General features: G+C 44.8%; 23 protein-coding genes. 17 read left to right on the top strand and 6 right to left on the bottom strand.

Going from position 1 to position 25,563, the window contains the following annotated elements:
* The first annotated feature begins 34 nt into the window (after positions 1-34).
* Positions 35-2,059 carry a bifunctional DNA primase/helicase gene (locus ACKPCE_RS12705; RefSeq protein ID WP_319505452.1) on the top strand — a complete coding sequence of 675 codons (2,025 nt, stop codon included), beginning with the start codon at positions 35-37 and terminating at the stop codon, positions 2,057-2,059.
* A gap of 9 nt (positions 2,060-2,068) precedes the next feature.
* On the opposite strand, the gene ACKPCE_RS12700 is transcribed toward ACKPCE_RS12705, so the two are convergent.
* Positions 2,069-2,296: a DUF4248 domain-containing protein gene (locus ACKPCE_RS12700; protein WP_276992601.1), complete on the bottom strand. Its 228-nt coding sequence runs from the start codon at positions 2,294-2,296 to the stop codon at positions 2,069-2,071.
* A 197-nt stretch (positions 2,297-2,493) separates the two neighbouring features.
* Between ACKPCE_RS12700 and ACKPCE_RS12695 the strand changes: the two genes are divergently transcribed.
* The 3 genes from ACKPCE_RS12695 to ACKPCE_RS12685 are packed head-to-tail and all read left to right on the top strand — an operon-like array spanning position 2,494 to position 3,755.
* Positions 2,494-3,006, top strand: coding sequence for an HU family DNA-binding protein (locus tag ACKPCE_RS12695; protein ID WP_277638553.1), 513 nt, complete (start codon positions 2,494-2,496; stop codon positions 3,004-3,006).
* A gap of 30 nt (positions 3,007-3,036) precedes the next feature.
* Complete coding sequence (locus ACKPCE_RS12690) at positions 3,037-3,309, top strand: hypothetical protein (protein WP_276994296.1); 273 nt, start codon at positions 3,037-3,039, stop codon at positions 3,307-3,309.
* Positions 3,310-3,314: 5 nt separating this feature from the next.
* The gene (locus tag ACKPCE_RS12685; protein WP_276962451.1) at positions 3,315-3,755 is read left to right on the top strand and encodes an N-acetylmuramoyl-L-alanine amidase; all 441 of its coding nucleotides are present in this window, start codon (positions 3,315-3,317) and stop codon (positions 3,753-3,755) included.
* Positions 3,756-3,827: 72 nt separating this feature from the next.
* On the opposite strand, the gene ACKPCE_RS12680 is transcribed toward ACKPCE_RS12685, so the two are convergent.
* From ACKPCE_RS12680 to ACKPCE_RS12660, 5 genes are all read right to left on the bottom strand, one after another.
* Positions 3,828-4,958, bottom strand: coding sequence for a glycosyltransferase family 4 protein (locus tag ACKPCE_RS12680; protein ID WP_319505451.1), 1,131 nt, complete (start codon positions 4,956-4,958; stop codon positions 3,828-3,830).
* A gap of 18 nt (positions 4,959-4,976) precedes the next feature.
* A complete protein-coding gene (locus ACKPCE_RS12675; protein WP_319505450.1) occupies positions 4,977-6,140 on the bottom strand; it encodes a glycosyltransferase family 2 protein in 1,164 nt (387 codons plus the stop codon).
* Positions 6,137-7,459 carry an O-antigen ligase family protein gene (locus ACKPCE_RS12670; protein WP_407655034.1) on the bottom strand — a complete coding sequence of 441 codons (1,323 nt, stop codon included), beginning with the start codon at positions 7,457-7,459 and terminating at the stop codon, positions 6,137-6,139. Before ACKPCE_RS12670 ends, ACKPCE_RS12675 begins: the two co-directional genes overlap by 4 nt.
* Before the next feature lie 188 nt (positions 7,460-7,647).
* Positions 7,648-9,804: a GumC family protein gene (locus ACKPCE_RS12665; RefSeq protein WP_319505448.1), complete on the bottom strand. Its 2,157-nt coding sequence runs from the start codon at positions 9,802-9,804 to the stop codon at positions 7,648-7,650.
* Between the two features lie 4 nt (positions 9,805-9,808).
* Positions 9,809-10,582, bottom strand: coding sequence for a TolC family protein (locus tag ACKPCE_RS12660; protein WP_319505447.1), 774 nt, complete (start codon positions 10,580-10,582; stop codon positions 9,809-9,811).
* A 183-nt stretch (positions 10,583-10,765) separates the two neighbouring features.
* On the opposite strand from ACKPCE_RS12660, the gene ACKPCE_RS12655 reads away from it, so the two are divergent.
* From ACKPCE_RS12655 to ACKPCE_RS12595, 13 genes are all read left to right on the top strand, one after another.
* The gene (locus ACKPCE_RS12655; protein ID WP_319505446.1) at positions 10,766-12,166 is read left to right on the top strand and encodes a C1 family peptidase; all 1,401 of its coding nucleotides are present in this window, start codon (positions 10,766-10,768) and stop codon (positions 12,164-12,166) included.
* Between the two features lie 205 nt (positions 12,167-12,371).
* A complete protein-coding gene (locus ACKPCE_RS12650; RefSeq protein ID WP_024995688.1) occupies positions 12,372-13,730 on the top strand; it encodes a Na(+)-translocating NADH-quinone reductase subunit A in 1,359 nt (452 codons plus the stop codon).
* 32 nt (positions 13,731-13,762) lie between these two features.
* Positions 13,763-14,941 (top strand): NADH:ubiquinone reductase (Na(+)-transporting) subunit B, encoded by a 1,179-nt coding sequence (locus ACKPCE_RS12645; protein ID WP_319505445.1) that lies wholly within the window; start codon positions 13,763-13,765, stop codon positions 14,939-14,941.
* 12 nt (positions 14,942-14,953) lie between these two features.
* The gene (locus ACKPCE_RS12640) at positions 14,954-15,646 is read left to right on the top strand and encodes a Na(+)-translocating NADH-quinone reductase subunit C (protein ID WP_319505970.1); all 693 of its coding nucleotides are present in this window, start codon (positions 14,954-14,956) and stop codon (positions 15,644-15,646) included.
* A gap of 15 nt (positions 15,647-15,661) precedes the next feature.
* Positions 15,662-16,294, top strand: coding sequence for an NADH:ubiquinone reductase (Na(+)-transporting) subunit D (locus tag ACKPCE_RS12635; RefSeq protein WP_024995685.1), 633 nt, complete (start codon positions 15,662-15,664; stop codon positions 16,292-16,294).
* Between the two features lie 18 nt (positions 16,295-16,312).
* Positions 16,313-16,912 carry an NADH:ubiquinone reductase (Na(+)-transporting) subunit E gene (nqrE, locus tag ACKPCE_RS12630; RefSeq protein ID WP_024995684.1) on the top strand — a complete coding sequence of 200 codons (600 nt, stop codon included), beginning with the start codon at positions 16,313-16,315 and terminating at the stop codon, positions 16,910-16,912.
* Between the two features lie 21 nt (positions 16,913-16,933).
* Positions 16,934-18,178 carry an NADH:ubiquinone reductase (Na(+)-transporting) subunit F gene (nqrF, locus tag ACKPCE_RS12625; RefSeq protein ID WP_319505444.1) on the top strand — a complete coding sequence of 415 codons (1,245 nt, stop codon included), beginning with the start codon at positions 16,934-16,936 and terminating at the stop codon, positions 18,176-18,178.
* Positions 18,179-18,510: 332 nt separating this feature from the next.
* Positions 18,511-19,851, top strand: a complete 1,341-nt coding sequence (locus ACKPCE_RS12620) for a DEAD/DEAH box helicase (RefSeq protein WP_319505443.1) — start codon at positions 18,511-18,513, stop codon at positions 19,849-19,851.
* Between the two features lie 432 nt (positions 19,852-20,283).
* The gene (gene serC / locus ACKPCE_RS12615) at positions 20,284-21,351 is read left to right on the top strand and encodes a 3-phosphoserine/phosphohydroxythreonine transaminase (protein ID WP_024995681.1); all 1,068 of its coding nucleotides are present in this window, start codon (positions 20,284-20,286) and stop codon (positions 21,349-21,351) included.
* 119 nt (positions 21,352-21,470) lie between these two features.
* Entirely contained in the window at positions 21,471-22,391 is a 921-nt protein-coding gene (locus ACKPCE_RS12610) for an NAD(P)-dependent oxidoreductase (protein WP_276994450.1), read from the top strand.
* Between the two features lie 18 nt (positions 22,392-22,409).
* Entirely contained in the window at positions 22,410-23,657 is a 1,248-nt protein-coding gene (locus tag ACKPCE_RS12605) for a DUF1015 domain-containing protein (protein ID WP_319505442.1), read from the top strand.
* A 152-nt stretch (positions 23,658-23,809) separates the two neighbouring features.
* Complete coding sequence (locus ACKPCE_RS12600; RefSeq protein ID WP_319505441.1) at positions 23,810-24,415, top strand: IMPACT family protein; 606 nt, start codon at positions 23,810-23,812, stop codon at positions 24,413-24,415.
* 27 nt (positions 24,416-24,442) lie between these two features.
* Positions 24,443-25,528, top strand: coding sequence for an HpaII family restriction endonuclease (locus ACKPCE_RS12595; RefSeq protein ID WP_276965078.1), 1,086 nt, complete (start codon positions 24,443-24,445; stop codon positions 25,526-25,528).
* Positions 25,529-25,563 lie beyond the last annotated feature (35 nt).

Here is a 25,563-nt window from a genome sequence, read left to right as displayed (position 1 = left end):
ATAGACCACGCCCCGTGAGCTATATAGCCGAAGCATGCCGGGGTATATAGCCCGTGAGCATAGGCTATATAGCTCGCACCCCCTGAGGTATATAGCCCAGATTAAACTAAAATCAAAAGAATACATGAGAAATTTTAAAGAATTTGGAATTGAAACAGGCACCCGCCGTGGTGGAAAAATAAAAACCTATTGTCCGCAATGTCGCAACACGCGCCGCAACAAACGCGATAAATCACTTTACGTTGACCTCGACGAAGGTATTTTTCGCTGCTTTCATTGCGACTGGAAGGGCGTAGTGCCCGATGATAACGATCAGTGGAAGGAAAAGAAACCCTATCGCCCTGTACCCATTGTGCCTGTTCCGCAAGCTGCACTTTTTACTGTTACCGGAACTTGTGGCGAAATACCCGCCGCACAAACTGAAACGCCTCAGGGTGCCAGTCTGCCGAAATCGGAAATGCCGGTTGCAGAAAGTGCTGCGGGGGTGTCGGCGTTACGTGATTCTTTTACCCTCCCCAAAGGTCACAAGCTGCTCTGTGAGGCCGGCAAAGACGATGCCGACGTAGCCTTTTGGCTCGAATGGTTGCGCACGGCACGAGGTATTTCCGCTGCCGTAGCGCAGCAGATGCACCTCACCACGGCACGCGTGCACATCGCCCAAAGTGGCAAAACGGAAAGCTGCATTTGCTTCAATTATTTGTACAATGGAGAGGTGGTGAATACCAAATACCGCACGGCCGACAAGGCTTTCAAACTCAACGCCGGTGCACGCCTCATTCCTTACAATATCGACGGCATAGCCCATGCAGAGCAATGCATTATCGTGGAGGGTGAACCCGATGCGCTGGCCTGCCTCACCGCCGGGCGCACAGAAGTGATCAGCGTTCCCGGCGGAGCCAACAAGAATCTTACCTGGCTGGATCCGTTTATGAAGTCGCACTTCGACAACAAAAAGATTGTTTATCTGGCGGTGGATAACGACCCTGTGGGCATCGAACTACGAAACGAACTGCTTCGTAGGCTGGGCAAGGAGCGTTGCCGTGTGGTGGCATTTCCCGATGATTGCAAGGATGCCAACGATGTGCTACTGAAGCATGGTGCACAGGCACTTTGCGATGCCATTGACCGCGCGCCTCAGATTCCGCTCGAAGGCGTGTACACCGCCTCCGATGTGAGTGAAGACCTGCGCACGCTCTTCCTCAAAGGTCCCACGCCCGGTGCCGATACGGGACTTGAGGAGCTCGATAAGTGCATCACCTTCGAGACCGGTCGTTTGTGTGTGATAACCGGTATCCCCGGTTGCGGAAAGTCCGAATTTGTTGACGAGATGGTGCTTCGCCTCTGCCTCAAACATAGCTGGATGCCCGCTTTCTTCAGTCCCGAAAACATGCCCATGAGCTACCACCTGCGCAAGCTGTGCGAGAAGCTCAGCGGCAAGTACTTCAAGCCCGGTTGCATGACCGACGAGCTGTACGACCGGGTACTCGGCTACCTTGACCGCAACGTGTGCCACATCATGCCGCAAGACGATTTTACGGTAGATAACATCCTGCAAAAAGCAGCCGAGCTGGTCAACCGTCGCGGCATACGTGTGCTGGTTCTTGACCCCTTTAACCGCATGGAACACCAACACCCCGAGGGGATGAGCGAAACGCAGTACATCAGCTCCTTTCTTGACAAGCTGAGTAACTTTGCCTTGCGCTACAACTGCCTGGTGATTCTCGTTCCCCATCCGCGCAAGATGAACCGCGATGCCAACGGCCGCATGCCCGTGCCCACGCTGTATGACATCAACGGATCGGCTGCATTCTTCAACAAATGTGATTTCGGGTTGGTCATCGAGCGCGAGCCCGATGTGGTCCGTGTGCATGTGCAGAAGGTCAAGTTCCGCCAGCTGGGTACTCCCGGCGTGGTTCCGTTTGTGTACAACACCATCAACGGCCGCTACACACCTTGCGTGGAGAATTTGGCGGCTCATCAGGCCAGCCTTCGCCTCACCAACTTCACGTTCGACACCAATTGCTGGCTACCCGAAGAGGTGCAAGGGGAGTTGTTTTAGACCACATTTCTACGGTTTCCCCAACGCCTGCACAATCAACCTGACTTGTGCAGGCGTATAATAATGACTCTTCGGGGCAAAGCCTATTTCAAGCAACGCATTCCACAAACCGGGGTAGTGCGCTATCCATTTATTGAGTTTGCACACGGCACTCTTGGACGTAATGTGAGGCAGGTAGAGCGATGCCAGCTCACTCTTGCTATAGCTGCGTATGGGGAATTTATCTTCTGTTTCCATACCTCAAATATACCGAAAAAATACCAATTAACCAATCATTTTCCTTACATTTTATAGCCAGCAAACCGCTTTATTTCGCAGCTTTGCGCATAGTTTTCTTATCAGGAGCCATCAGGATGTGAAACGCCTCTGTGCCTGCCCGGGCTGTATTACCTTTGCCCCTGTGATCACAAAGTAATAACCTTTAAAAAGAAAAAATTATGTCAGTAAGTGTAGTGCGCTATATGCGCAAAAAAAGATTGGGAATAGAATCTTCTCCCAACATCTACCTGCTCAAACAGGCAGCTGGTACGTCGAAAATCTATGATCTGGATGCCTTAGCAAATGATATTGAGATGGCCGGATCGCTCTCGAAGGAAGATATTCTTCACGTAATGAAATCCTTTGTGCGTAGCATTCGCAATGTGCTCAAGGAGGGCAACAAAGTGCGGGTCGACGGACTGGGTATTTTTTACATCACCCTGACTTGTCCGGGGGTAGAAGTGGAGAAAGACTGTACCATTAAAAACATCAGCAGGGTGAATCTGCGTTTCAAGGTGGCTAGTACGCTGCGCTTGGTGAATGATTCGTTGGCGACTACCCGTAGCGCTCCAAACAATGTGGAGTTTGTGTTGAAAACCGAAACGGCTGCAACGGGTGATAATACAGGCGGCACAACGCCACCTGACCCCACCAATCCGGGCGGTGATGACGATGATCCAAACGGATAAGCTGAGTATTAACGTTAACAATGAATCATAATGAAGAAGATTGTAGAACAATTATTGGAGTGCCTTTTGGCACTCCTGCCGTTCTTCAAAAAGAAGAACGCCAAGGAAGTGAAGGAATTCAGTGACCTGATAACCGGTCAGTACGAGTTCCTGGTAACCCAGCTCGAAAAGGTGCTGAAAGATTACTTCGAGCTGAGCGCACGGGTCAAGGAGATGCACACCGAGATGTTTGCACTGAAGGAACAACTGGCTCGTTCACTGAGCGAGCAATGCACCGTTCGCGAATGTTTATCCAGACAGTAGGGGGTATGCGAGCCATCAACCTGATTGTGGTGCACTGTTCTGCCACGCGTGAGGATCGTGATTTCACGGAACAGGATCTGGATGCTGCTCACCGGGCACGTGGTTTTCAGGGTGCGGGTTACCACTTTTACATCCGCAAAGACGGTCGCATTGTAAACACGCGCGGGGTGGAGCTTCCCGGAGCACATGCTCGGGGGCATAACACGGCCAGCATTGGTGTTTGCTACGAAGGGGGACTGGATGCCCAGGGTCGTGCCAAAGACACGCGCACCGCTGCTCAGAAGGAGTCGCTTACGGCTCTGCTACACGAGTTGCAGCGTGATTATCCGGGCAGTGTGGTGTGTGGTCATCGGGACTTGAGTCCGGACCTGAACGGCAACGGTCGCATTGATCCGCACGAGCGATTGAAAGAATGTCCTAGTTATTCAGTCAACGATGAACTGTAACAGTTGAGTTAATAACAAAAGCAGCGAAACTTGCCGGTTAAGGTGGTTTCGCTGCTTTTTGTGTTTTCATGCCTATCTGTATTCTTTCATCGCAACTTCACGATAAATATGTAGCAAAGAATGTGCAGTTGCTTCCCAAGAAAAAAGTTTAACCCGTTGCAGCCCGTAACTCACCTGTTGTTGGTAGAGATCGGCATCGTTTTCAAGCAGAAGAATTTTCTCTGCTATTTCTTCAACCATGTAGGGATCTACCAGCAAAGCGCCATCACCTGCTATTTCAGGCATGGCAGAGGTATTTCCGGTTATAACGGGTGTTCCGCATGCCATTGCTTCCAGTATGGGTATTCCGAAACTTTCACGCATGGAAGGATACAAAAAAGCAAAGGCACCGTTGTAAAGAGCTGCCAGGTCTTTGTTGGGAATGTATCCCGGGAATCGGAGGTAGGGTTTTATCTCTTCAATGTGCATGTTTGCCAGTAGTTTGTCAATGTATTCCTCTTTCAAGTCGGCTATCAGTAAAGATTGTTTCCGCGTGGATCTTTGCAGGTACATACTGTATGCTTTCAGAACTCTTGCTGCGTTTTTTTTAGGATCAGTGTTACCCAGAAAGAACAGAAAATCCTCCGTGTCTATGTATTTTCGGCAGATACTGCTGTCGGCCTTTTGAGGGGTGAAATGTGTGTTATATCCGTTGTACACAGCAGTAATTTGCTGTTCGGGCAAGTGTAGCGCTGTACGGATGCGTTGGCACTCAAACTGAGATACGGTAATAATTTTACTGCATTTTGATAAGATTCGGGGCAAAACCAGTCGCCTGTAATGCCAACCCATTTCCTGATAGAGGGATTTGCTGGCCGACTGTCTGCTTTCAAGAAAGATAATGTCATGCAGTGTCAGTACAAGTGGCACGGGGCAGCGTAGGGGAGCTGTGTTGCTGGTGCAGTGTAGCAAGTGCGGTTGTAGCTTGTGCACAGCAGCAGGTAGCGCCAGTTGTTCCCAAAGCGGGTAGGTGGGGCAGTTCAGCTCAATGATGTGCACGTTGGCCGATTCTTCCAGGCAGCGATCGGGTCCGGGGCTGACAAATATATAATATTCGTTCTCCTTGTCTATCTTTTGTAGTTGCCGGATGCTTTCCAGTGCTACGAAATCCATTCCGTGCTTGTTGGCTCTGAATATGCGTTGAGCTTCGATGGCTATTTTCATAATGTATTGCTTTAAGGTTTAATGCTCACCGTGACGTGTATGTATGAAACGTTTGCCCGCCCCTTTTAGTTTGAATAGATTGCTAATCATCACAAAAGCAAAAAGCGGAGCTTTGATCAGTGCAGCTAGTAGCTTTTTGTTCCACATACGTCCGGGTACAGCCAAGGCAAGTGCAAATACAAGTACGGCTAACAGTAGCCACCATTTCATGGCCATGTGCAGACTAACCAAAGATACACAACTGCTGATGGCAAATATAAATGCAAGTAACATGATTCGAGATGGCATGAGCCATTGCAACACTTTGTCGCAATAGTCAAAATTGTCTGTAAAAAAGGCTTTGAGAAAATGAGGTAATGCGCTCAGTAAAGAGACGAATTGTGCTGCCTGCCAGCGTCTGCGCTGTTGTTGCAGGTTATCTTTTTGGCTGGTTTTTTCATCGTATACTGGTACATGATCCAAGTATTCGATGTAGATTCTTTGTTTGAGTAACAGAAGCTCCAGTTCCTTGTCCTCTCCGGCTGTTTGCAACAACTCTACATGCTCTCTGAACCAGTCAGCGTTAATAGCCATTCCCGAACCGATGAGCGCTGATGAAAAGCCGATGGCAACATGTCCTTTTCTGAAAATGGAGTTGTTTATTTCTTCACTCAGCGAGTCGAGCATGGCAATGCTTGTATTCTGATTCTTGGCGGTGCGGTGCGCCTGAATAGCTTTTAGCCCCTTGTTGGAAGCCTTATTCAGTTCTTCAAGGAAAGAAGGAAGGGTGGTGTTATCGGCATCCATTACAACAACCATATCATACGCTTCGTTGCGGGTTTCATTCATGGCAAGAGTCATGGCTTTGGCCTTGGAGCTATCGGTATATGTCGCTTTTAACAAACGGATAGGCAGTTTGCTCAACGCCTCATTGGTCACGTCTTCCATTTGGTCGGAAATCACGATTATGTCATATTTGTCCTTCGGATAATCTTGTTCCAGAAAACTGATTACGGATTGTACAATAACCTTGTCTTCCTTGTAAGCAGGGAAGAGTACGGCAAATCGGTTGTATGTTTCATTCTGCTTGTACTTTCTTTTTCGGTATAGCTTACTGGCTAAGGCAAAAACCAGCACGTAACCTGCCGATATACTCAGCATGTAAAAAAGAATAAGTTCTATGAGGCGCAATGTAGCTATCATACGGCATCCGATTTTTCTTCCTGGTTTTCTTCCCCGGCTTCTGCTTTAGCTAAGGATTTATCAATATGGACTCCGGCAAAGCAAAGTGCAAAACCTGTGTATACGATAATGGCATTGGGGTACTGCATGACGTCATTGGCATAAGTGGCGACAAAGAAACCCGCATTCATGCAAAGCCATGCAGTAAGTAGGCCCCGCAATTGTTTATTTCGTATTCTGTATTTTAAGATCCATGAACACCATGCAAAAAGAATGACATGGATAAGACAGTACAAGGTTACTCCAACAATACCGGTATCCGCCCAAACATTAACCAGCCAAGAGTCAGGAGGAATTGGCATTAGTTTTTTAGGATTGAATCTTTCACCTTTACCACCCAAACCGATACCATACCCGAAAGGTTTATCAGCCATATACTCAGCAATCTTTTTCCGGTTTTCAACTCTAACTAAATATGAAGCATCTGCCGTAGGGCGAAAAGCTGAACGCATTTTTCGGATATATTGATTACTGTCTCCAATTGTAGTAAAAGCGAAGAAACCAACAAAAATAGCTAGACTTAAAACTCCGCTTATAGCTGCTTTCTTGCTGCCCGATAAAAAGATGTAAAGAGCTAAGCCGGCAATGGGTACGGCAATGGCTGTTCGGGTTCCGGATATACCCAAACCATAAACCGAAGCAACAATACCACCTAGTAATAGTAGCTTTAAAATGTAGTTTTTTGTATGAATAAATGATATAAAAAATGCAACTATGGCCATGCCCATATTTACTCCGTAATTGGCTGCATCTGTAAAGAACGAAAAATAACGAATGCCGCTCCATATAAAATGGGTGCGGGCTCCTCCTTCTGAATACAGCCAATATAGCTCATATGAGGTAAATCCATTATTTTTTTGCCAGTATCCTTTTATTCCCATGATGAGAATGAATACCACCCAAATGACAAGTAAAAATTCTATATTTTTGATGTTTTTAATAGATAGAGGTACTAGTATGAGGCAGATAAAAGGATAAACAATATACATGGTGATGTAAATGTTCCAAGCTTCTTGTACGTTATTGGGATTAAATATTTGAGCTACGCAATATAAGGTCCAAACACCCCATAATGCATATACCGCTTTTTGAGTTTTACCCCATTGAATTTTTTCATACATACTTCGCATGATGACTACAACTAGCATCAATAGAGCAAAAATTAGTGTACTAATTCCCAGTTTAATATCCACAAAACGACTGATTATTAATAATAGATAATTAGCGATAAAAAGCAAATAAAAGCTTTTATAAGGTTGACTAATTATAAGAATTATCATGCAAATAGCTATGGGGATGGATGCAAATGTTAAGCCTATTTCAATACCATTGTGAAAAATAAGTTGATAAAAAATGAGAATGCATGACAATAGCAAAACGTATATCCAACCCTTACTCAATAAAAACTGAGTAAAGGTTTGGAATAATGGATAGAACTTTTCAAGTTTACTCCCCATAATAACAACGGCTAAAGTTTTTCTGTTAAACCCAAGTGGGAGAAACGGTATATCAACTTATTCATCTTGTTGTATGGCGGAAGCATACCCGTAAATCCTTCAACTACTTTTTGCTCTGCAAAGTTCAGGTAAAAGCATAGTGGAGTATTGCCCGATTGCGCTTTAACCTTTTCATAAACAAGTTTGTCTGAAGGCTTCCATGCACGTGTAGCCCTGACTACCATTAAATTGAGATTGGCTTCTTGCAATAAAGCCTCTGATATGTTGTGTTGACCCATATTGGGGTACTCCATAATCAGGATATCTTCACCGTTCAGGTAACAAAAATCGGTAATGGTTTGTGCCAAAACAAACTCTGGAGAGTTTATATTGAAATCTTTGTTCCACACGGCTTTACGGGTTTTGATTCCCAATAGCTGCCAATATTCTTCCAGTTCGTTGATCAGGTAGGATTTTCCGTCTCCTTCTTCCGTACTGATTACATTGACAATGTAGGGATATCCGGGCTTTCTTCTGTTGAAATGACTCAAAACCGTAGTGCTAAGGTATCGGGATGAAATCAGCCGGATGGCCTTTTCATACTTTTTATACCGGATCGTTTTGGCGTTTGGATATGCCCCCAATACTTTACCGCCGATAATTCTTTCAGCTCTGATTTTGTCTCTCAAGGTTCTATCAAGAATTTCAATGAGCAGGAAGAATCCGATAATGAATAGTACTGAGCCAAAGATCGATAGATAAACGATCTTTTTTCTGGGTGTTGAGCTTGAGGTCAGTGGGTATGACGGTGGATTTAGTACTTTCAAAGAGGCAGAACTCATCTGCAGATTTTTTCTTCGGGTAAGGGCATCGTTGTAATTGTTGAGCAAAGTCATGTAGTTTTGCTCATTGAAATTAATCAGGCGCTCTTTTCTTTTTAAAGTGGAACCAACGGGAGCAAAGAAACGATACTTCTCGTCAAGGCTTCTACGCGCGGTCTGTATAACTTCCAAATCTGATTTGGCTTTTTCAAAAAGCAATATTTGCTCCAGCCATTGGTCTACTACTGATTTTTTTGCAATCCCTTCTTTGGTGTATTGTTGTGTTACATATTTATCGGTAATCGATTCCAAATCTTTTGTAGTCTTATCAAGTCGATTCTGATAGCTTTGCAAGTTATCGGTATCAGTACCTGAATTCTCGATTTGAGACATTTTACCGGTCAATGTAGATGCTTCTTTTAGTTTTTCTACAAATCTTAAATTGTTTCGAATGGATTGCGCATTGCTCCCCATTCTTCTCTCTAGTTCATCAATTAACGCCTTGGAACTGTTATAGCTGAAGAGGACATCTTGTTCTCTGAGCTCAAATTCCTTATCGATTGCGGCTATTTCTTTAGTTTCATCTGTATAATTAATCACACGTTTTTCAATGTTATAATCAGTCAGAGAGTCTTCGGCCAATCGAAGATCATTTCCAATGCGATTTAGTTCACTTCGGAAGAAATTAATCACACTGTCTGTTTCGCCAAAACGAAGTTTCTGATATTCGGTTATAAACTCTTTTAAAAGGATGTCAACGGTATTGAAAGCAATACCGGGATCAGATGATGAATAAGAAATTTCTAATAAATCACTGGACCCTTTACGTGATATCTTGATGTTCTTAAGTGCACTATAACTATATTGCGGGTGAAAATAGTAAAACAATCCGTATATGAAATTGGCTTTATCCGGTTGTTCGTACTTCACAATGTTTTGCATGGTTTTATTTTCACTACTTTTATCAATAAGCTTCTGTAGTCCTTTGGCATCATGGTTCCCCATCATTCTTCCATATATTTCACGATAGCTTTCGGCCGTTAGGTATTTAGTATCGTTATCTGGATTTCCATAGACCATGTTGCGGGCAAAGAGTCTGAAGCTTACTTTTTTTAGTGTACTTTCAGCCGTCATTACATTGATGAGGTTGTCCATCTCACTGTTTGATGCGTTCATACTGGAGGCAATACCTGCATTTTCAATATTGTAGCCGGATACAACCCCGGTATATACCGTAGTGCTTACTTCATAACTACCTTTCATTTCTTTGGTGGTATAGTATACAGTTACACCAACTAGAAATGGTACGATAATGAGCCACCACTTGATGCGATATAAAAAACGAAAAAGATAAACTATATATTCCATAAAGTTACTTTTTAATTTTAGGGATATTGACTAAAGGTGTATGGGTTACGATTTCGAGCATCAAGAGACTGGTATTGAGTTGGGATTTAGTAGTCTCATATTCTTCCAATGCTTTAGTTTGGTTGGTTTTCTCAGTTGAAAGATCACCTGATGTAGCCTGTCCGTTAACAAAATCTTTTTCTATTATTTTGTATTGAGTACTAGCTAACATAACGTTCTCCGCTTTCATTTTTAGAATAGTAAGCTGACTGGTTGCGGTAGCATAAAGTTGTACAATTTCCTTTTTTAATTCTTCAAATTTAATTTCTCTTTCCAGTTCCGCACTGTGTGCATTGATTCGTTGGCGGGTAACACGCGCACTCAAATCAAAAAAATCACTGAGGGGTATACTGACAGCACCACCTACCGTATAACTACTTTGGGCGCTGGAAGTGTAGGTGCTAACAACAGGAGTTACAACGTCAGAGTAAGTAGCATCGTTTCCAAACATACCGTATTGGTAACTTCCGCGTAGACTGAAGAAACTTAAAAATGATTTTTTTTCTTTGGTGAGCAGCTTATGTTCTAAACGTACCCGGTTTTGTGCTAATTGGTAGGCGGGGTTGCTTCTGGCGTTGGCAAACAACAAATCCAGCGGTGGTAAGGTTATGCTCAAATAATCTTCAGGATCCAACTGGGTGTAATCACTAATTTCTTCACTGATTTCTTGCGACCTGATATTATTGGAATATAGGCTTAAAACAGCTACAATTAGGCAAATTATGTATTTGTTCTTCATACTGAAATGCTTGTTCTGTTGTTTTTTTCTGTAATTATCATGCAAATATAGAAATAAAATAATCTTTATGAATGAAATATTCATGTTTAATGCCCTAAAATATTTTAGAGGTTTTTATTTTCGGTATATAAATATGCATTATACCTTTGCATGGATATTACTCTAAAATTAATTTTCCTTATAATGAATAAACAGATTTTAATGTCAATTGTTCTGGCTGGTTTTTGCCTCCAGACACAAGCACAGCCCGACGGAGAGAGCATTTCGCCTCAGATGCTGAAAGAGATCAAACAGAGTTACGTGGGTATGCCTGCCGATAAGGCCATCCGCAACGCCATTTGCAACAACGACATACGCAAGTTGGCGCTGAATCAGGAAAATATGGTGGCAATGGACACGTATTTCTCTAATAAAGTTGAGTCGAAGGGAATCACCAATCAGCAGTCGTCCGGCAGATGCTGGCTGTTCACAGGGCTCAACGTTTTGCGTGCCAAGATGATTGCCAAATACAACCTGGGTAGCTTTGAGTTCTCACAGTCGTACGTGTTCTTTTGGGATCAGCTCGAGAAAGCTAATTTGTTTCTGCAGGGGGTAATTGACACCCGCACCAAGCCTCTGGACGATAAGATGGTGGAGTGGCTCTTTAAAAATCCGTTGAGTGATGGCGGACAGTTTACCGGGGTGTCCGATTTGGTTAGTAAGTACGGACTGGTGCCCAAGGAGGTGATGCCCGAAACGAATAGCAGCGAAAATACGTCGCGCATGGCCGATTTGCTTTCGCTTAAGTTACGCGAATATGGCTTGCAGCTGCGCGATGAAGCTGTCAAAGGGGCGAAGCCTGCCGCATTGGCTAAGAGCAAAACGCAGATGTTGGGCACGGTGTACCGCATGCTGGTACTGAACTTAGGTGTGCCGCCCACGGAATTTACCTGGACTCGCAAAGATGCCAAGGGAAACCCTGTTGACACGCAGACTTATACGCCGCTTTCTTTCTATCAGGCGTATGTGAACGAGGATCTTACCCATAATTATGTGATGGTGATGAATGATCCGAGCCGGGAATTTTATAAGTGTTACGAGATTGATTTTGACAGGCACCGGTATGACGGTCGTAACTGGACGTACGTAAATTTGCCTGTTGAGGAGATTAAGCAGATGGCCATTACGTCCATCAAAGACAGTACCATGATGTATTTCTCGTGTGATGTGGGTAAGTTCCTGAACTCGGAGCGTGGGTTGCTCGATGTGAAGAACTATGACTATGCTTCACTGATGGGTACTGATTTTGCCATGAATAAGAAGCAACGCATACAGACGTTTGCCAGCGGGTCATCTCATGCCATGACGCTGATGGCTGTAGACATCGACAAGCAGGGGAATCCGAAGAAGTGGATGGTGGAAAACAGTTGGGGAGCAACCAATGGTTATCAGGGACATCTCATTATGACCGACGAGTGGTTTAATGAATACATGTTCCGCCTGGTTGTTGAGAAAAAATATGTTCCTGCCAAGGTGCTCGATGTGTTGAAACAGAAACCTGTGCGCCTGCCGGCATGGGACCCAATGTTTGCTTCGGAGCAGTAAAAGGAGTGATAACAGGTACTTGCTGATAGGTTTGTACTGACGTTTTTATAGAATTTAAGGCGTATTAAGCGAAACTTTATAATTCGTGTACGCAAACGAAAAGAATTAAGGATTTATTTCTTTAATTCTTTTTGTTTTGCTATCAAATCACATTATTATTTATTACTTTTGCGGGCAAATTTATGAAACCATTATTTTATATAGCATGGCAAATGTAATAAAGTTACGTAAAGGCCTTGACATAAACCTGAAAGGAAAAGCAACCGAAGAGTTATTCTCTGTCAAAGAACCGGGGATATACGGGCTGGTGCCCGATGACTTTCCCGGAATAACTCCCAAAGTTGTGGTGAAAGAGCAGGAGTATGTAATGGCTGGAGGACCCTTGTTTGTAGACAAGAATCATCCTGAAGTGAAGTTTGTTTCTCCGGTGAGCGGTGTAGTTACCAGCGTAGAGCGTGGCGAACGCCGCAAGGTGATGTGCATCACTGTGCAAGCTGCCGAGGAACAGGATTTTGAAGAATTTGGTGTTAAGAAGGTGGCCGAACTATCGGCCGATGCTGTGAAAGCCGCGCTTATGCAAGCCGGCTTGTTTGCTTTTATGAAGCAGCGTCCGTATGACGTGATTGCTGACCCTACGGTGGCTCCTAAAGCTATCTTCGTTTCGGCATTCGACAGCAGTCCGCTGGCACCCGACTTTGAGTTTGTGTTGAAAGGGGAGGAGCAGAACTTCCAAACCGGACTGGATGCGCTGGCTAAAATGGCGAAGACGTATCTGGGCATCAGTGCCAAACAAAAAGCGGCTGCACTTACTAATGCACAGAACGTAACCGTTACTGTGTTTGACGGTCCTCATCCGGCCGGCAACGTAGGGGTGCAGATTCATCATATCGATGCGGTTAACAAGGGCGAAACGGTGTGGACCATCGGAGCGCAGGAGGTTATCTTCATCGGACGTTTATTTAATACCGGTCGGGTGAACTTTACCCGCACAGTGGCCGTTACCGGATCGGAAGTGTTGAAACCGGCATACTGCAAACTGGCTGTTGGGGCTTTGCTTACCAACGTATTTGCAGGCAATGTGAAGAAGGAACGCGAGTTGCGCTACATCAGCGGTAACGTGCTTACCGGCAAACAGGTTTCTCCAAACCAGTTCCTGGGTGCTTTCCATAGTCAGCTGACTGTGATTCCCGAAGGTTCTGAGGTGCACGAACTGGCCGGATGGATTATGCCGAGATTCAATCAGTTCAGTGTGAATCGTTCTTATTTCAGCTGGATTCTCGATGCGTTCAAGAAACGTGAGTATGTGCTCGATGCTCGTATCAAAGGAGGTGAAAGGCACATGATTATGTCAAATGAGTACGATCGCGTGTTCCCGATGGATATTTTACCGGAGTATCTGGTAAAGGCTGTCATTGCCGGCGATATCGATCGCATGGAGCAATTGGGTATTTATGAGGTGGCACCCGAGGACTTCGCGTTGTGCGAGTTTGTGTGCTCGTCGAAAGTACCCGTACAGCGCATTGTTCGTGAGGGTCTCGATGCTCTTCGCGCTGAGATGTGCTAATCACTAATTGATAACTAACTGAAAAATTATAAATGAAAGCGTTAAGAAATTATCTCGACAAGATAAAGCCGAACTTTGAAGAGGGAGGCAAGTTCCACGCATTTCACTCGGTGTTCGACGGGTTTGAAACGTTCTTGTTCGTGCCCAACCGCACTGCGAAATCGGGAACTCATATCCATGATGCGATTGATAGCAAACGCATCATGTCGATGGTGGTAATTGCCTTGATACCGGCGCTATTGTTCGGTATGTACAACGTGGGTTACCAGCATTTTACTCATACAGGAGCTCAGGACGGTTTCTTGGAAATGTTTGCCTACGGTGCTCTGGCTGTTTTACCTAAACTGGTTGTATCTTATGTAGTGGGTCTGGGCATCGAATTTGTGATTGCTCAATGGAAGAAGGAGGAAATTCAGGAAGGGTTCCTGGTATCGGGTATCTTGATTCCGATGATTGTTCCGGTTGACTGTCCGCTGTGGATTCTGGCTGTGGCTACTGCATTTGCTGTTATATTCGCCAAAGAGGTATTTGGCGGTACGGGTATGAACGTGTTCAACGTGGCTTTGGTGACACGTGCGTTTTTGTTCTTCGCTTATCCGACTAAGATGTCGGGTGATGCCGTTTGGGTATCGGGCGAAAGCATCTTCGGACTGGGTAAATCGGTCGACGGACTTACTGCGGCTACTTCTCTCGGGGTGGCTTCAACAGCGGTTGATCCTAACGGTTATCCGGCTTTCTCATGGGACATGGTTACGGGTTTGATTCCGGGTTCTATCGGTGAAACAAGTGTGATAGCTATCTTACTGGGTGCGGCTGTGTTGTTGGCAACAGGCATTGCAAGCTGGAAGGTTATGTTCTCTGTTTTCGTGGGTGGATCGTTCATGGCGTTTGTGTTTAACACCATTGGTCCTGATACGGCTATGGCCAACATGCCTTGGTATGAACACCTGGCATTGGGTGGTTTCTGCTTCGGTGCTGTGTTTATGGCTACCGACCCTGTTACTGCAGCGCGTACCGAAACGGGTAAGTATATTTATGGTTTCCTCATTGGTGCCATGGCTATCATTATTCGTGTGCTTAACCCGGGTTATCCCGAAGGTATGATGCTTGCTATCTTGTTGATGAATATTTTTGCTCCGCTTATTGATTACACGGTGGTGCAAGGTAACATCGGCCGCAGAGAGAAACGTGCAACTAAGTCAAACAACTAAAACCGGAAGATGATGAATACAAATAGTAACTCTTATACTATTATATATGCTTCGGTAATGGTTGTTATCGTAGCATTTGTGCTGGCATTTACTTCTGCATCACTCAGAGATACGCAGAATAAAAATGTGGAGCTCGATAAGATGAAGCAGATTCTGTATGCGCTGAACGTGGATACCAAAGGGCAGGATGCAGAGAAGATGTACAAAGAATATGTGAAAGCTGATCAGATTCTGAACGCTGCCGGTGAGGTGGTTGCTCAGGAGGGTGGCTTTAAAATTGATATGAAGGCCGAGTTGGCTAAACCGCTTGAAAAGCGTCAGCTTCCGCTGTATGTTTGCCAGGTGAACGGCCAAACTAAATATGTGTTGCCGCTTTATGGCGCCGGTTTGTGGGGACCCATCTGGGGATATGTAGGGTTGAATGACGATAAGGATTCGGTGTTCGGCGTTTACTTCTCTCACCAAGGTGAAACTCCGGGATTGGGTGCGGAAATCAGTACGTCTGCTTTCCAGGCTCAGTTTGCTGGCAAGAAGGTGATGAAGGATGGTGCTGTGGCACTGGCCGTTGAGAAGAATGGCAAGGTTACTGAACCTGATTATCAGGTTGACGGTATTTCAGGGGGTACAATTACTTCGAAAGGAGTAGATGCCATGCTGAAGGTATGCCTGAGCCAGTATGACAAGTTTTTAACTGCAAATAAATAAGGAGGGAAATAGAATATGAGCCAATTGTTTTCTAAAAAGAATAAAGAAGTATTCTCTGCCCCGATTAGCATGAACAACCCGGTTACCGTACAGGTATTGGGTATCTGCTCGGCCTTGGCTGTTACAGCCAAATTGGAGCCGGCTATCGTGATGGGTTTATCGGTAACAGTGATCGTGGCATTCGCCAATGTGATTATTTCATTGTTGCGCAACACCATACCGAACCGTATTCGTATTATTGTTCAGCTGGTGGTTGTGGCTGCGCTGGTTACTATCGTTAGTGAGGTGCTGAAGGCGTTTGCGTATGACGTAAGTGTGCAGCTTTCCGTATATGTGGGCTTGATTATTACCAACTGTATCCTGATGGGGCGTTTGGAGGCTTTTGCCATGGCGAATGGTCCTTGGGAGTCTTTCCTCGATGGTTTGGGCAACGGTTTGGGATATGCCAAGATTTTAGTGATTGTAGCTTTCTTCCGTGAATTACTGGGTTCGGGCGCGTTGTTTAACATCCGCATCATTCCTCAGTCTTTCTACGACTTGGGTTACATTAATAATGGTTTGATGCTGATGCCGCCTATGGCACTGATTATTTGTGCTTGCATCATTTGGTATCAACGGAGTAAGAACAAAGCTTTGCAGGAAAAGTAACCTAAATTCTTGGAAATTATGAATGATTATTTGAGTTTATTTGTCAAGTCGATCTTTGTCGACAATATGATCTTCGCATACTTCCTGGGAATGTGTTCTTACCTGGCGGTTTCGAAGAATGTGAAAACAGCATTGGGATTGGGTATTGCAGTTACTTTCGTGTTGGTTGTGACGCTTCCCGTTAACTATTTGCTGGAGAATTATGTGCTGAAAGCAGATAAGATTATTGAAGGTGTTGATCTCAGCTTCCTGAGTTTTATTCTTTTCATTGCGGTGATAGCGGGTATTGTGCAGCTGGTTGAAATGGCGGTGGAGAAATTCAGTCCGTCACTGTACGCTTCGCTGGGTATTTTCCTCCCTCTTATCGCTGTGAACTGTGCCATCATGGGTGCTTCTCTCTTCATGCAACAAAGACATTTTGTTGATATGGGTGAGGCGGTATCTTACTCTTTAGGTTCGGGTGTGGGCTGGTTGCTGGCCATTGTCGGCTTGGCTGCTATCCGCGAAAAAATGGCTTACTCTGATGTGCCTGCTCCGCTTAGGGGACTGGGTATTACATTCATCACGGTAGGACTGATGGCTATGGCCTTTATGTGTTTCTCAGGATTGAAGTTATAATTAATAAAAAGGAAATATACAATGACGTCTTTAATACTTGCGAGTGTAGGGGTTTTCCTTGGAGTGATTCTCCTGCTCGTCATTATACTTCTTATTGCTAAAAGGTATCTTTCTCCTTCCGGAAAAGTAAAGGTGACCATCAACGGCGAGAAGGAAGTAGAGGTAGAAGTGGGCTCAAGTCTGCTGTCTACGCTGGCTGAAAACAAAATTTTCTTACCCTCGGCTTGTGGTGGCGGTGGTTCGTGCGCACAATGCCGTTGCCAGGTAGAAGCGGGTGGAGGTGAAATTCTGCCTACCGAGAAAGTGCATTTTTCTCGTAAAGAACAACAGGCAAACTGGCGCCTCGGATGCCAGGTGAAGGTAAAACAGGACATGGAAATCAAAGTGCCCGAAGCGGTACTGGGCGTGAAGAAATGGGAGTGCGAAGTGGTGTCAAACAACAACGTAGCTACTTTCATCAAAGAGTTTGTGGTGCGTTTGCCTAAGGGTGAACACCTTAACTTTGTGTCGGGTGGTTATATTCAGATTGATATTCCGAAATATGATATCAAGTATGCTGATTATGAAATAGAAGACCGCTTCCGTGGCGATTGGGATAAGTTTAAAATGTGGGATCTTACTTGTAAAAACGAGGAAGAAACTATGCGTGCTTATTCTATGGCCAACTATCCGGCTGAAGGAGACATCGTGATGCTCAACGTGCGTATCGCTACTCCTCCGTTTGACCGTGTAAATGGTGGTTTCATGAATGTACCTCCGGGTATTTCTTCTTCATACATCTTCTCACTCAAACCGGGTGATAAGGTTATGGTATCGGGTCCGTTCGGTGAATTCCACCCGATTCTGGATTCTGGCAGAGAAATGCTTTACGTTGGTGGTGGTGCGGGTATGGCTCCGCTACGTTCGCACATTCTGCACTTGCTGAAGACTTTGAAAATCACCGATCGTAAGATTTCTTATTGGTATGGTGCCCGTTCAAAGAACGAAATCTTCTACGAGGAAGATTTCCGCGAACTGGAGAGAGAGTTCCCGAACTTCTCGTTCCACATTGCGCTGAGCGATCCGTTGCCCGAGGACAACTGGACTGGTCCGGTTGGTTTCATCCACAACGTGATTCTGAACAATTGCCTCAAAGACCATGAGGCACCCGAAGATGTAGAATACTACATGTGCGGTCCCGGCCCGATGGCTAAAGCTGTTGAAAAGATGCTTTACGACTTGGGTGTACCGCGTAACATGTTGATGTTCGATGACTTTGGAGCTTAATCCGGTTATCTGAATACACACAATAGCAGAAGGCTGCTTCGTCCTGGCAACGGTTTACCGGAACAAGGGGGAGCAGCCTTTCTTCTTTTATTTTTATTCTTTTGCTTGCTCAGTATATTAGCGTATTCTTACTTAATTTAGTTCTTCCCCCTTTTTGATGCGCTTTAAATTAACCCCATCTTTTTATATTCTGCATGCTTGCGTGAATCGGCTTAATTTAGCACTTTCCCCTTTTGTGCGTACTCTCTGCCGTCCCCTTGTTCTCTATTTCTTCCCGTTTTTCCTCGTATTGTCAAAACAATGCCGTACCTTTGTTGCGTAAAGAAATAAGGATGGAAAAGAAGAATCAAATTGTACGTGCGGCTTTGGCTGCCTTGAAAATAGAAAAACTAAACCCTATGCAGGAAGCTGCGTTAGCTTGCGCTGCAGGCGAACGCGAGGATGTTATTTTGTTGTCGCCTACGGGCACCGGCAAAACACTGGCATATTTGCTACCGTTACTTCAGCTGTTGAAACCGACCGATGACGGTATACAGGCAATGATACTAGTTCCCTCTCGCGAATTGGCATTGCAAATTGAAACCGTTTTTAAAGACATGAATACGCCGTGGAAAGCTGTTTGCTGTTACGGTGGGCACCCTATTGCCGAAGAAAAGAAAAGTATGCTGGGCAACCGTCCGGCTTTGATAATAGGTACGCCGGGACGTATCACAGACCATTTGGGGAAAGGTAATTTCAACCCCGACACCATTCATACGTTAGTGATTGATGAATTCGACAAGTCACTGGAGTTTGGTTTCCAGGATGAGATGGCTGAAATTATTAACCAGTTGCCGGGTCTTGCAAAGCGCATGCTTTTATCGGCTACCGATGCTGCCGAAATTCCACAGTTTACCGGTATCGATAACCGGGTAATCAGGCTCAATTATCTTTCTCCCGATGGCGAAGAGTCTGAATCACGCCTTCGCCTGATGAAAGTGCTATCTCCTGCGAAAGACAAAATTGATACGTTGTTTGCCTTGCTTTGTTCGTTGGGAAGCAGCTCGAGCATTGTGTTCTGCAACCACCGCGATGCAGCCGATAGGGTAGGTGCTTTGCTGGCTGAAAAGGGACTTTACAACGAGGTGTTTCATGGTGGCATGGAACAACCCGACCGGGAAAAGGCACTTTATAAGTTCAGAAACGGCAGTTGTCACGTGTTGGTTTCTACAGATTTGGCTGCTCGTGGATTAGATATTCCCGAGGTGGAGCACATCATTCATTATCATTTGCCGGTCAACGAGGAAGCGTTTACCCATCGCAACGGACGAACGGCTCGTTGGGATGCCAGCGGAACGTCTTATATCATTCTGCATGCAGAAGAGGCCTGTCCGACTTATGTGCCCAATGATACGGAGGTGTATCAATTACCCGATAATCCGACTCGTCCGCCCCAACCTTTGTGGGCTACTATATATATAGGTAAAGGGAAAAAGGATAAGCTGAACAAAATTGATATTGTGGGTTTCTTTTATAAAAAGGGGAATTTAGGCAAGGAAGATGTGGGCCGCGTGGATGTGAAAGAGCATTATGCTTTCGTGGCAGTGCGTCGCAGCAAAATAAAGCAACTGTTTACCTTGATTCGGGGAGAAAAAATAAAGGGAATGAAGACTCTAATTGAAGAAGCAAAATAATAGCACGATGTTGTGTGCGATAACGCTCATAATAATATGCTTTGTCTGTTTTTGTTTTGTGACAAAACTGCTCTGAGGTCATCTTTTTTTTATGAAACATTATTTGGCAGCATCTTTCTCATTAATATGTCCGTCAGGTATATATTTTTGATTTGCATATTTATGTGTTTGTTCTTGTATAATAGTCATAATCAGTTTGTTATACGTGTTTCTTTGTTTTGATTAATTCATCTTTATATGCGCATTCCATTGAGTTTACCCGACTAACAATCTGGTGTATAAATACTGTATAAACCAATAAAAAGAAAGGTAAATAGCCTTAGTGATTATAATTTTATAGAGAAACGTTTGGCGTAAGGGAAATATTTTGTAATTTCGCAGCGTCTTAAGACTTCTAATAACTGAAATTGTATAACAAAAACCAACTTTCAAATGAAAAAGCATAATTTCAATGCCGGACCTTCCATACTTCCTCGCGAAGTAATAGAGGATACTGCAAAGGCCATTTTGGATTTTAATGGGTCTGGTCTCTCTCTGATGGAAATCAGCCACCGTGCTAAAGACTTCCAACCTGTGGTTGACGAAGCGGAAGCGTTGTTTAAGGAATTACTTAACATTCCCGAGGGTTACTCGGTGCTCTTCCTGGGTGGTGGTGCCAGTTTGGAATTCTGCATGGTACCTTTCAATTTCCTTGAGAAGAAAGCAGCTTACCTCAATACCGGTACATGGGCAAAAAAAGCAATGAAGGAAGCCAAAGGCTTTGGTGAAGTTGTTGAAGTTGCCTCTTCAGCCGATGCTAATTACACATTTATCCCGAAAGACTACACAATCCCAACCGACGCAGACTACTTTCACATTACAACCAACAACACAATTTTTGGTACAGAGTTAAAGGAAGATCTTAATTCGCCGATTCCTGTCGTAGCCGACATGTCTTCGGATATTTTCTCACGCCCTATCGACGTATCTAAATACGCTTGTATTTATGGTGGTGCACAAAAGAATCTGGCTCCTGCCGGTCTTACTTTTGTTATTGTGAAGAATGACGCGCTGGGTAAGGTGTCTCGTTACATTCCTACAATGTTGAGTTATCAAACTCACATTGATAATGGTTCGATGTTCAACACACCTCCTGTAGTACCTATTTATGCTGCATTGCAAACGCTGAAATGGGTTAAAGCTCAGGGTGGCGTAAAAGAGATGGAACGCCGTGCCATTGAGAAAGCCGATTTGCTGTACAACGAAATTGATCGTAACAAGTTATTTGTGGGTACTGCTGCCGAAGAAGATCGTTCCAGAATGAACATCTGCTTTGTTATGACTCCCGAATACAAAGAACTGGAAGCCGATTTCTTGAAGTTCGCTACAGAAAGAGGTATGGTGGGTATCAAAGGTCACCGTTCGGTGGGCGGTTTCAGAGCTTCGTGCTACAATGCCCTCCCAAAAGAAAGTGTTCAGGCTTTAATAGATTGCATGCAGGAGTTTGAAAAACTGCACTAAGCAACCTTATTAATATAATTTTCACCACAGATTGTACGAGGGCGCAGATGAATAATAATCTGTGAAAATGCCTTGTGTAATCTGTGGTGATTTCATTTTATAAACTATCAATATTTGCTATGAAAGTACTAATTGCTACCGACAAACCGTTTGCCAAAGTGGCTGTAGACGGTATTCGTAAAGAGATTGAAGCTGCCGGATTTGAACTGGCTTTACTCGAAAAATATACTGAAAAGGCTCAATTGCTGGATGCAGTGAAAGATGCCAATGCCATCATTATACGCAGTGACATTATTGATGCTGAGGTTCTGGATGCTGCCAAGGAACTGAAAATTGTGGTTCGTGCCGGTGCCGGATATGATAACGTTGATTTGGAAGCTGCAACGGCTCACCAAGTTTGTGTGATGAATACGCCCGGACAGAATGCTAATGCTGTGGCTGAACTGGCTTTGGGTATGATGGTCTATGCTGTGCGTAACTTCTACAACGGAACTTCGGGAACGGAACTGATGGGTAAAAAACTGGGTATTCATGCTTATGGAAATGTAGGTCGCAATGTGGCCCGCATAGCCAGAGGCTTTGGTATGGAGATTTACGCATACGACGCTTTCTGCCCTAAAGAAGTGATGGAGAGCGAAGGGGTGAAAGTTTGTGACTCTGCCGATGAACTTTATAAGGCTTGTGATGTTGTTTCTTTGCACATTCCGGCAACTGCCGAAACAAAGAACTCCATCAACTACGCATTGCTCAATGGCATGCCTAAAGGTGGATTGCTGGTAAACACAGCGCGCAAAGAGGTAATCAACGAAGCTGAAGTGCTGAAACTGATGGCCGACAGACCCGACTTCAAGTATGTTACTGACATTATGCCGGCTGCTCATGCAGAGTTTGCAGAAAAGTTTGCCGGTCGTTATTTTGCTACTCCGAAGAAAATGGGTGCGCAGACTGCCGAAGCAAATATCAATGCCGGAATTGCTGCTGCCAAACAAATTGTTGGCTTCCTGAAAGATGGATGCGAGAAGTTCAGAGTAAACAAATAATATTAACGAATAGAATTTATGGCAATAATAAAACCTTTTAAGGGTATTCGTCCGCCTCAGAACCTGGTGGAGCAAGTAGCATCGCGCCCTTACGACGTGTTAAACTCAGAAGAAGCCCGTGAAGAGGCTGCCGGAAACGAAAAATCTCTTTATCACATTATCAAGCCGGAAATTGATTTTCCGCAGGGCACCGACGAACACGATGACTGTGTGTATGCCAAAGCTGCAGAGAATTTCCAATTATTCCAGGACAAAGGATGGTTGGTACAGGACGAAAAGGAATTGTACTACATTTATGCACAAACCATGAATGGCAAAACGCAGTATGGTTTGGTGGTTGGTGCTTACGTGCCCGACTACATGAATGGAATCATCAAAAAGCACGAACTAACCCGTCGCGACAAGGAGGAAGACCGCATGAAGCATGTTCGTGTGAACAATGCTAACATTGAGCCGGTATTCTTTGCCTATCCCGATAACGCAACGTTGGATGCCTTGGTGAAGAAATATACCGTTCAGGAGCCTGTTTATGATTTTATTGCTCCGGGCGATGGATTTGGACATACATTCTGGATTATTGACGATGCAAATGACATTGCTACCGTAACGAAGGAATTTGCTGCCATGCCGGCGTTATATATTGCCGATGGCCATCACCGTTCGGCAGCTGCTGCGCTGGTGGGTGCCGAAAAAGCTAAACAGAACCCCAATCATCGTGGTGATGAGGAGTACAACTACTTCATGGCAGTGTGTTTCCCAGCCAATCAGTTGACCATTATCGACTACAACCGTGTGGTGAAGGATCTTAACGGGCTTTCTGCTGCTGAGTTTCTTGCTGCTCTCGAAAAGAGTTTTGTTGTAGAAGAGAAAGGTGCTGATATTTACAAACCCAATGAGTTGCATAACTTCAGCTTGTATCTGGAGGGCAAATGGTACAGTTTGACCGCTAAACCGGGCACGTATGATGACAATGACCCGATTGGTGTATTGGATGTAACCATCTCTTCCAACCTCATTCTGGATGAAATTCTGGGCATCAAGGACTTGCGTTCTGATAAACGAATTGATTTTGTAGGTGGCATCCGTGGCTTAGGCGAACTGAGCAAACGTGTTGACAGCGGAGAAATGAAAGTGGCATTGGCTCTCTATCCTGTTTCCATGAAACAGCTCATGGACATTGCCGATACCGGTAATATTATGCCTCCCAAAACTACTTGGTTTGAACCCAAATTGCGTTCGGGCCTTGTGATTCACAAATTGGTATAAGCCGTAGCGTTCATGCTGTAGCGCGTGAGGCGTATGCTAACCATGAACAAATGACGCTTCTGCGTCTTAATAATAAGCACTATATGGGCTGTCTGTAAAAGCGGGCAGCCCTTTTTAGTTATATGTAATGACTTTTTTTGTAACTTTGCGCCATGGTTCAAGATACTTATAAAACAATAGCCGATGTATCCGAAGGGTTGTACACTGAGAAGCGAAGCAAATTCATTGCTGTGGCCCTTCCGGTGAAAACCGTAGAAGAGATAAAAGAGCATTTGGAAGTGTATCAAAAGAAGTACTACGATGCTCGCCACGTGTGCTATGCGTACATGCTGGGGCACGAACGGAAAGACTTTCGTGCCAATGACAACGGAGAACCATCGGGTACTGCGGGCAAACCCATTTTGGGGCAGATCAACTCGAACGAGCTGACGGATATTCTGGTGATTGTGGTGCGTTATTTTGGTGGTATCAAGTTGGGAACCAGCGGACTTATTGTGGCTTATAAAGCTGCCGCTGCCGAAGCAATTGCTGCTGCTACCATTCTGGAGAAAACCGTCGACGACGAGGTTACGGTGCTTTTTGAATACCCCTTCATGAATGATGTAATGCGCATTGTGAAGGAAGAAGAACCAGAAATTGTAGACCAGTTGTATGACATGGATTGCCGCATGACGCTTCGTATTCGCCGTTCGTGCATGCCCCGCTTACGCGAGCGCTTGTCGAAAGTTGAAACGGCTCGTTTGGCCGACCAAGATTAGTCAATTAAATATTATATATCAGATAAGATGGCATTTGAAGCAACAAAAAAAGAGTGGAGTGAGTTGTATACGTTTTTCCGCTTGCTGGCAACCGGTGTGGTACACATGGGTACTCCGCAGGGGAAAAAAGACGATGAAAAGAAGTTGAGCATTGCAATGATTCAACGCGAAGAGCACAACGGCACCCGTCGCTATTACCTCGAAGGAGAGGAAGTACATGTGGTGGGTGAAGAGATGGATGCTCGTTTCCCAAGAGAGGATTTTGCCACTGTGGCCGATCTTATTTTGGATGCGATAAAGACATCTCCCGATGATGAAGTGGCTTCTCCCGATGGAGTAGAGGAGTTTCTCGATGCTGTTTCTATCTTTGATCTGGAAGCAAAAACAGAAGATCGCACAGACTTTTCTATTGCTTTCTGGCATGCCGATGCACCGCTTACGGGGCTTGTGGTACGCTCACGCATCGGACGGATGAATCCGTTGCTCGACGGTGGGCGCACGGCTAACTTGAAGTTTGAGCAAACGGGTATTAAATTTGCAACGCCCACTGTGAGCAAAGTCAATGCATTGGAATCAGCCAATGAAGTGGCCGACCGCATGATGCTGATTGACCGTTTGGGTGGAGTGCTGAAGTATGCCGATGTAGCCGACAAGGTATTTCGCTGCAATCTCCTGATGATTGACCTGCATTTTCCACGTTTGCTGGCAGAGATGCTTCGTGTGATGCAGCTCGACGGAATTACTCGTGTTTCCGAACTGACCGAGGCTATGAATTCCATCAATCCATTAAAGATAAAGGAGGAACTCATCACCAAACACCATTATTATGAGTTCAAGATGAAGCAGTTTTTGTTGGCTCTGGCTTTGGGTATGCGCCCTGCCAAGATTTACAACGGAACCGACTCGGCTGTGGAAGGAATGCTTTTGGTTAGTGGCAACGGTGAAGTACTGTGCTACCACAAATCAGATAAAGCAGTGTTCGAAGACTTTCTTTACCTCAATACCCGTTTCGAAAAAGGAGCGGTTGAGAAAGATAAATACGGTTTCCTGGAGCGTGAAAACGGAGTGTACTATTTTAAACTGAATGCCAAAATTGGTTTGGTGAAACGCTAAACGCCTAGGGTATATAGCCAACAAGTACTGAGGTA

Origin of the sequence: Bacteroides graminisolvens (assembly GCF_963666085.1) — a bacterium.
Taxonomy (GTDB): domain Bacteria; phylum Bacteroidota; class Bacteroidia; order Bacteroidales; family Bacteroidaceae; genus Bacteroides; species Bacteroides graminisolvens.
The sequence above is the reverse complement of the archived record's forward strand: the minus strand, read 5'-3'. Positions and strand labels throughout refer to the sequence as shown.